Origin of the sequence: Pseudomonas sp. W2-17 (genome assembly GCF_041060445.1) — a bacterium.
Taxonomy (GTDB): domain Bacteria; phylum Pseudomonadota; class Gammaproteobacteria; order Pseudomonadales; family Pseudomonadaceae; genus Aquipseudomonas.
Map to the genome: position 1 here is coordinate 153,640 of NZ_JAUFNS010000015.1, position 7,872 is coordinate 161,511.

Annotated in this window: 7 protein-coding genes; 3 read left to right on the forward strand and 4 right to left on the reverse strand. The window is 57.9% G+C overall.

Annotated features, from left to right (window positions below):
- Window positions 1–31 precede the first annotated feature (31 nt).
- A complete protein-coding gene (gene vioA / locus QWI20_RS19225; protein ID WP_369306770.1) occupies window positions 32–1,150 on the reverse strand; it encodes a dTDP-4-amino-4,6-dideoxy-D-glucose aminotransferase VioA in 1,119 nt (372 codons plus the stop codon).
- 354 nt (window positions 1,151–1,504) lie between these two features.
- On the opposite strand from vioA, the gene QWI20_RS19230 reads away from it, so the two are divergent.
- Both QWI20_RS19230 and QWI20_RS19235 read left to right on the forward strand, forming a co-directional pair.
- A complete protein-coding gene (locus QWI20_RS19230; RefSeq protein WP_369306785.1) occupies window positions 1,505–2,746 on the forward strand; it encodes a glutamine synthetase family protein in 1,242 nt (413 codons plus the stop codon).
- A gap of 54 nt (window positions 2,747–2,800) precedes the next feature.
- Window positions 2,801–4,273 carry an MFS transporter gene (locus tag QWI20_RS19235; RefSeq protein WP_369306771.1) on the forward strand — a complete coding sequence of 491 codons (1,473 nt, stop codon included), beginning with the start codon at window positions 2,801–2,803 and terminating at the stop codon, window positions 4,271–4,273.
- 329 nt (window positions 4,274–4,602) lie between these two features.
- Here the strand turns inward: QWI20_RS19235 and QWI20_RS19240 are convergent, their stop codons facing one another.
- From QWI20_RS19240 to QWI20_RS19250, 3 genes are read right to left on the reverse strand one after another with little or no spacing between them, the layout of a single operon-like run.
- Window positions 4,603–5,400, reverse strand: a complete 798-nt coding sequence (locus QWI20_RS19240) for a hypothetical protein (protein ID WP_369306772.1) — start codon at window positions 5,398–5,400, stop codon at window positions 4,603–4,605.
- Between the two features lie 14 nt (window positions 5,401–5,414).
- The gene (locus tag QWI20_RS19245; RefSeq protein ID WP_369306773.1) at window positions 5,415–6,494 is read right to left on the reverse strand and encodes a DUF6396 domain-containing protein; all 1,080 of its coding nucleotides are present in this window, start codon (window positions 6,492–6,494) and stop codon (window positions 5,415–5,417) included.
- 50 nt (window positions 6,495–6,544) lie between these two features.
- The gene (locus tag QWI20_RS19250; protein ID WP_369306774.1) at window positions 6,545–7,591 is read right to left on the reverse strand and encodes a DUF6396 domain-containing protein; all 1,047 of its coding nucleotides are present in this window, start codon (window positions 7,589–7,591) and stop codon (window positions 6,545–6,547) included.
- On the opposite strand from QWI20_RS19250, the gene tnpB reads away from it, so the two are divergent.
- Window positions 7,590–7,872 (forward strand): IS66 family insertion sequence element accessory protein TnpB (gene tnpB / locus QWI20_RS19255; protein WP_369306775.1); only part of this gene is annotated, 283 nt, incomplete at its 3' end. The two genes, QWI20_RS19250 and tnpB, sit on opposite strands and share 2 nt — an antisense overlap.

Genomic DNA, 7,872 nt, shown 5'->3' on the forward strand with positions numbered 1-7,872 from the left:
CGCGGACCGGCGATGTGAATGTGGGCGCTGCTCAGCGGTGCTCGGCCAGTACCGTCTGCATGATCGCGATGATCCTGGCGAATTCATCCGGGGTAAGACTATCGAAGATCGGCAGGCAGAGAACCCGGCTCGACACGTCGCTCGCCACTTGCAAGCGCTCCGGTCTGGCGGATTCCAGGCTGCGGTACATCGGGAACGAGGAGATCAACGGGTAGAAATAGCGCCGGACCAGAATGTCCTGCTCGCGAAAGCGCTCGAACAAGGCGTCGCGGCTGATCGGAAACCCGTCGCCCACCAGCACCGGGAAGTACGAATAGTTGTGGTGCTCGCCGGGGCTCCAGAGCAAATCGATGCCCGGTATTTGCGTCAGGGCTTCGCGGTACATCGTGTCGATCTGCTTCCTGCGTTCCAGCGCGCCATCGATGTAGTTGAGCTGCAACAGACCGAACGCGGCGTTGATCTCGCTCATCTTGCCGTTGATGCCGGGGGCGACGACCGTCACTTCGTCGGCGAAACCGAAGTTCTTCAGGTAATCGATGCGTTTTTTGGTTTTCGCGTCCGGGCAGACGATCGCGCCGCCCTCGAAGGTGTTGAAGACTTTGGTGGCGTGGAAGCTGAGGACCGACAGGTCGCCGTTGCGCAGCAGGCTCTGCCCCTGGTGCTGCACACCGAAGGCGTGGGCGGCGTCGTAAATCACCTTCAGGCCGTAGCGGTCGGCGATTTGCTGGATACGGTCGACGTCACATGGCATGCCATAGCAATGCACCGGCATGATGGCGGTGGTTGCCGGGGTGATGGCTTCTTCGATGCGGTCTGGGTCGAGGTTGAAGGTGCCCGGCGCGATGTCGACGAACACCGGTTTGAGCCCGTTCCACAGCAGCGAATGGGCGGTGGCGACAAACGAGTAGGGCGTGGTGATGACTTCGCCGGTCACACGCAACGCCTGCAACGCCGTGAGCAGCGCCAGCGTGCCGTTGGAAAACAGGCACAAGTGGTCGACGCCCAGGTACGCGGCCAGGTCTTTCTCCAGCTTTTCATGGAAAGGCCCGGCGTTGGTCAGGCGCTTACTGTCCCATATCTGCTGCAGATACGGCATGAACTCTTCCAGCGGAGGCAGCAGCGGCTGGGTGACCGGGATCGTTTTACTCATAAGCTTCCTGTGCTCTCTGACGCGCTGCGGGCTGTGCGCGTTGACGCACGGCGTAACGCCCGCGCTGTCGTGGCTGGCGTCGTCGAACGCCTGCCGTCATCGAAATGGCGTTTGCGGCGCTATGGCACCGAAAAAGCAAGAAGCCGGCCAACCCGCCGTGCTGCAAAGATGCGCTTGATATTCCGAACGCCTGACGCTTATTTTGTACGCCTTGCCGCCCTGCGGCCTGCCCCATGAAAAAGGATTTGAGTCATGAGTAGCGATGACCACCATTCACTCGCGCAGCGACTGATGGGCATTGATGAAATTGAATGCGTCACGCCGGATCTGAACGGCGTGCCACGAGGGAAGGTGATGACCGGGGAGGGCTTTCTCGAAGGCCGTCGGTTGCAGCTGGCGCGGGGCGTGCTGCTGCAATGCATCATGGGCGGCTATCCGCCGTCAAAATTCTACGGCAGCGACGACGGCGACCTGGCCTTGATCGCCGACCCGCAGCAGATTCACCGTCTGCCGTGGAGCGACGAGCCTCGCGCCCTCGCAATCTGCGACGCCGACGAGCTCGACGGCCAGCCGTCGCCGCTGTCCACCCGCGGTCAGCTCAAATCGGTGATCGCCCGCTACGCCGGGCATGGCTGGTCACCGGTGGTGGCCACTGAGCTTGAGTTCTTCGTCTTCGCCGCCAACCCGGATCCGAGCCAGCCCTTCCAGCCGCCGGTCGGTCTGGACGGTCGTCGCGAAGACGGCCAGTCGGCGTTCAGCATCAGTTCCAACAACGGCCTGCGGCCGTTCTTCAAAGAGGTCTACGCCTGCATGGCGGCGCTGGGCCTGCCCCGCGACACCGTCATGCACGAGATGGGCGTCAGCCAGTTCGAGATCAATCTGCTGCACGGCGATCCGCTGCTGCTGGCCGACCAGACCTTTCTGTTCAAACACATGCTCAAGGAAGTCGCGCTCAAGCACGGCCTGATCGTGGTGTGCATGGCCAAACCGCTGGCGCACACCCCCGGCAGCTCGATGCACATTCACCAGAGCGTGGTCGAGACGACGACTGGCAAGAACATCTTCAGCGACGATCAGGGCGAGGCCACCGAGCTGTTCCATCACTTCATCGGCGGGCAGCAGGCGGCGATGGCCGATTTCACTGCGTTGTTCGCGCCCAACGTCAATTCCTACCAGCGCTTGTGTCATCCATTCGCCTCGCCGAACAACGCGTGCTGGTCCCACGACAATCGCTCGGCGGGGCTGCGCATTCCGGCCAGCGCACCGGTCGCCCGTCGGGTCGAAAACCGTCTGCCAGGCGCCGACGCCAACCCGTATCTGGCGATTGCGGCCAGTCTGGCTGCGGGGCTCCATGGCATCGAGCACAGGCTCGAACCTTCTCCGCCGATCCAGGGCGAGTTCGATGTGCCCGATAATCTGTCGTTGCCATGTACCCTGCACGCGGCCCTGGAACGTCTGACTCGCAGCACGTTGGCCAAGGAACTGTTTGGTGCCGAATTCATCGAAGGCTACGTCGCGTCGAAGACCCTGGAACTGACCAGCTTCTTTAACGAAATCACCCCCTGGGAGCGCCGCGTTCTGGCCGCTCAGGCTTAAGAATCGCTGTTCGGAAATCCTCTGGAATCGAGGGTTTCCGTCTTTTGGAAAGCTATGCGCCAAATCTGGAAGTCCTTTCGAGCGCTGTATTTTGCCTCGCTGATGATGTTGATCGGCTCGGGCCTGCTCAGCACCTACCTTGCCTTGCGTCTGGCCGCCGATCAGGTCGATGGCCTGTGGGTGGGTGCGTTGATGGCTGCGAACTATGTCGGTCTGGCCCTGGGCGGCAAGATCGGCCACCGGCTGATCGGCCGGATCGGGCACATTCGTGCGTACGCGACCTGCGCCGGGATCGTCGGCGCGGCGGTCTTGGGCCACGGGCTGTTCGACTACCTGCCGGCGTGGATCTTCCTGCGGATGATTGTCGGCCTGGGGATGATGTGCCAGTACATGGTCATCGAGAGCTGGCTCAACGAGCAGGCCTCGCCCAAGCAGCGCGGCACGGTGTTCAGCCTCTACATGATTGCGTCGTACCTGGGGCTGGTGCTCGGCCAACTGATTCTGGTCATCCATCCGCAGCTCGGCCCTGAACTGCTGATGCTCGTGGCGATGTGTTTCGCCCTCTGCCTCGTGCCCGTGGCAATGACCCGCAGCATTCACCCGGCGCCCATGCACCCGGCCCCGCTGGAGCCGCTGTTCTTCATGCGCCGGGTGCCGCAATCCCTGACCACGGTATTGAGCGCCGGCATGATCATCGGCTCCTTCTACGGCCTGGCGCCGTTGTATGCGGCGCAACAGGGGCTGTCGACCGAGCATGTCGGTCTGTTCATGGCCAGCTGCATCGGCGCGGGGCTCATCGTGCAAGGCCCGCTGGGCAAACTCTCGGACCGCTACGACCGCGCCTGGCTGATCCGCGGCGTTGCCGGGTTGCTGGTGCTGGCCTCGCTGCCGTTGGCGATCCTCCCGAACGTGCCCATGGAGCTGCTGCTGGCGGTGGGCTTCCTGGCGTCCCTGCTGCAGTTTTCGCTGTATCCGCTGGCGGTGGCCTTCTCCAACGACCACGTCGAAGGCGAACGCCGCGTCTCGCTGACCGCCATGTTGCTGATGACCTACGGCGTCGGCGCCAGTGTCGGCCCCCTCGTGTCCGGCGTGCTGATGAAGATGTTCGGCAGCAACATGCTCTATGCCTTCGTCTGCTGCGTGGCGCTGGTGCTGGTGACGCGTATTCGTCCGAAAGCCGTCACCAACCTGCACCAGGTCGAAGACGCCCCGCTGCACCACATCGCCATGCCCGACAGCATGTCCAGCTCGCCGCTGGTGGTTGCCCTTGACCCGCGGGTGGATGAGCAGGTGGTGCAGGATCAGATGCAGGATGTTGAGCCTGAGGTTTCGTCGGATGTGGCGCCGGATGTGGCGGCTGAATCTGAAGTGCAGCCAGAGATGGTGGAGCGGGTTGTGGCGTCGGGTGAAGGCGTCGTGCGGCCGGTGGCGATTATGGATGAGGAAGTGGCTGCTGAACCTGAAGCGGCTGGGCCTGAGGAGGCGGTTGAAGTGCGTCGAGATGTCGGGGTGGATCGGCCTTTGTGATGGGGGCTCGTTGATCTCGTTGATCTTGCTGCCATCCACTTTCTCCGCTGCGCCCTAGAACTCTGCGGGAGCGCCACCCCGGCCGCTCCCACAGGTTCGGTGTCTCACCCCCAAACCTTGGCCGACACAAGCCACTGTAGGAGTGAGCTTGCTCGCGAAGGCGATCTGTCTGCGAAATGAATTTCGTCTGACCGACCCCAATTCGCGGGCAAGGTGGAGCGCCACCCCGGTCGCTCCTACAGTTGATCTCCATTCAACCGCCGATCTGTCGCGGGCCGCTGGACCTGCGGGGAGCTTGCTCTCGAATGCGGGCATCAGCCGGCAAAACTCTACGGGGTAGATCCGGCCTCCAGCAGCCACTGCAGGAATGAATCCCAAGGGCTTTCCTCGTGTTCCCCGAATGTTTGACTGTTACGTTCAGCACAGTCACGCAGCGTTTTGGCAAACTGCGGCTCGCCTTCACGCGTCAGCAGGTCTGCCATTTTCGACAAAGCATCCGGATCGCCGTTGAGAGCGGCCCGCCATCTGAACGAGCCTCTAAGAAGCGACGGGTTGTGTGCTAGCCCTTCAGGTTCGCTCCGTAAAAGGTCGGCCATTTTGTTGTAGCCGGCAGGTATGTTGTTGCGAATAAGCCAAGCTACTGAGAGGGCTGCGTAGCTCTCATGCCCCTCACGCAAATTTATAGTTACCAGGCGTTCCGCCGCCCGCCAATATCCTCCCCGAGCAGAGGCGGTATATCTGAGCTTTGCTTCAGACCCCTGACCCAGCATTTCCGCTTCGTTGAACGCGGCTAGTGCAGACGCGCTCGGTTTTTCAAGGCGAAGGGGCGCACAAGAGAAATACCTCTCATCAATGGTAGCTTGCGGTGTCGTGATCCATATCTCCTGATCTAGCTTAGCGTCACTTAGCGCATCTGCAGCAGCTTGCAGGCTCATGGACTCCAGTATCCATTTTGCGTTCTCCTCGTCTGCATCGACAGGTGAGGTCAGGAAACGAGACACTTCTAAAGCAGAGTTGATGAGCCACTTATGGAATGAGTCGCTCCCCAAAAGACAGATGGCGAGAAAACTCATAATAGAAATCGAGGCGAGCACCTTGCCCAAGACTTTGTTCGATGACGCAGCCATAGTTATTCGTCTCCTTACTGCCACAGAATGTTGTTAACGAAAGACCTGAATTTCAGTTTCAGCGCGCTCAATCGCAGTCCAGTTTCCGGATCAAGGTCTTTTTCTCTACTCATCCGGGCAATGAGTTCATCACTTGGCGGAAGCGGTGCAATGGCTGCATTCCAGTCACGTTTCCATTTGAACGTCTCGTCCCAGTCAGGCAATTTGGCTGGGGGCAGAGGTACAATTTGATCAATGTCCGGTAACTGAGGATGAAGATTTACGTATCTGGCTAAAAATTTTGCGATCAGAGTATAACGCCGAGACCTTTCTCCGCTCTCCTCCGAAGTGAAGGCAATGGAATCTCCTGCCAAGCTCGTCCGTTTAAATGCTTTGGCGAGAAATGACGCACTTTCCGCATTTCCTGATTTAACGGTTGACTGAAGACCGGGTAACGCATCACCATAATTCTTATTGCCAGGGGTCATCTCAAAGTAAAGATATATGGCGTTTACGTGTCCTTGTAACATCGCGCAGCGTAGCATGGTGCGGGTGATCGCCGGAAGGTCTGGATAATATATACCAGCTCTGGCGATACTATATTGGGCATCAGGGCTTCCTAGGTCGGCCGCGCGTCTAAGGTAATACTGCGATGCTGGAACATCTTGTTTGACGCCATATCCAAGTCCAAGATAAACACCCATATATAAATGCGCCCAGGGGATATCTTCGGTTGTTAAAGGCTTCATCAGATTAATAGTCTCGCCCACCCGCTTCGTCGTATTTATTTTGTGCTGAAACATCAGTTGCTCTAAGTCAGTCGCCGCCAGGTAATGACCATGCGCGGCGGCAATCCGAAAGTAATGCGCAATTTTATCGAGGTCTTCAGGCTCTCTTGCCGCTGCGAGGTGCATTCCATATTGATACAAGAGTTCTACTTCTGGATTAGGTGCTGGCAGGTTTGCCGACTCATACACGCATTTAAATTCCGATGTATCAGGCGCGGCGTCGTAATCTGCACTTACAGGGGGTAAGCCTGCGGGTGTTTCATCTTTTGTATCGCAGCCAATTAGAGCCAGCGCGATCAGTAGCGCTGCTAATGCGTAATAGTTCATATCAGTCCTTGTATACGCTGTTTGCTTGAGTGCTCATGCAACGAGAGGTATTACCTCAACCCACTCAACGGCCAGCCTGTGGCTGGATCAAGTCCCTTTTTCTCGCACATTCGCGCGATCAATTCTTCGCTGGGTGGGGAGGGAGGTGCGGCGGCGTCGCGCTTGCGCTTCCATTCGAATGTTTCGTCCCAATCGGGAAGTTTGGCTGGGGGGAGGGGGACGATTAGGTCAATGTCGGGGACTTTGCCGCCTACGTGTTCGTATCTGCGTATGAAGCCAGCGATTATTCTATAGCGTCGCGCCCTTTCTGAATCCATTCCTAGCGCGAAACTGTCCGGAGCATTGATCTGCTGATCTTTACTAAATGCTTTTGCTAAAACCGTTGCGCTGGCGGAATCCCCAGCTTTTACAGCCGCTTGATAAGCAAACGCAGCGTCTGTGTAGTTATGTCGTATCTGTTCGGAAGTGCCCACATCTGCCGCTGCTTCAGCGTGTCCCTGCTCCATAGCACATCGCATCATAGAGTGCGCTACATCTCCTACATTGCCGATCCGAGCGAGCATATCAGCGACGTAATATTGGGCGCTGGGGTTACCCATGTCTGCTGCGCGCCTGAAATAGTAGCGTGCAGCTTCCACGTCTTGCCTTAAGCCGTACCCAAGTTCCAAATAATGTCCCATGTCGTAGAAAGCGCCTGGGATGCCTTGGGCCATAAATTCCTCTACTAAATTTATGGTCTCCCGAGCGGGATGCTCTGCGGCAGTCATCCCTTGCGAAAGTAATTTTTGCAAATTGGTCGCAGCGCGATAATCCCCAATTGCAGCGGCAATTCGAAAATAGCGAGCGGCCTTGTCGAAATCTTTTGGACCCTTAAGTTGTGTCAGATGTAATCCATATCGATATAAAGGTTCTGCGTCTGGAGGTACGCTTGGCATACGTTCGCTTTCGTGCACACACTCAAATTCCAGACGTTTGTAGGCAACATCATAATCGGCTTTCTGAGGAATGAAAGTAAGCGCTCCATAAACCCCACATTCGAAGCGCTTAGCTGATGTTGGATGCTGTGCTCCCGATTCTCTCAGGAGCCAGCTCACCATGATGCGACCCGATGCCAAAGTCGAAAAAGTGTATCTGTACCCCAAGCCGGTCGACTTTCGAAAATCGATCGACGGCTTGGCTGCGCTGGTCGAACTGGATATTAAAGTCGCAGTATTCGACCCCGTGCTTTTCGTCTTCCTCAACAAGTCCCGCAACCGAGTGAAGATTTTATATTGGGAGCGCAACGGCTTTTGCCTTTGGCTCAAGCGACTCGAGTCCGAACGATTCAAAACATCACCGGATGCCACTGACGAGGCGATCGTTCTGACAGTTCAGGAAC

Coding starts and splice junctions, on each gene's coding strand:
- QWI20_RS19245 (WP_369306773.1), bottom strand. CDS start 6,494: ATGAACTATTACGCATTAGCAGCGCTACTGATCGCGCTGGCTCTAATT.
- QWI20_RS19235 (WP_369306771.1), top strand. CDS start 2,801: ATGCGCCAAATCTGGAAGTCCTTTCGAGCGCTGTATTTTGCCTCGCTG.
- QWI20_RS19240 (WP_369306772.1), bottom strand. CDS start 5,400: ATGGCTGCGTCATCGAACAAAGTCTTGGGCAAGGTGCTCGCCTCGATT.
- vioA (WP_369306770.1), bottom strand. CDS start 1,150: ATGAGTAAAACGATCCCGGTCACCCAGCCGCTGCTGCCTCCGCTGGAA.
- QWI20_RS19230 (WP_369306785.1), top strand. CDS start 1,505: ATGACCGGGGAGGGCTTTCTCGAAGGCCGTCGGTTGCAGCTGGCGCGG.
- QWI20_RS19250 (WP_369306774.1), bottom strand. CDS start 7,591: ATGGTGAGCTGGCTCCTGAGAGAATCGGGAGCACAGCATCCAACATCA.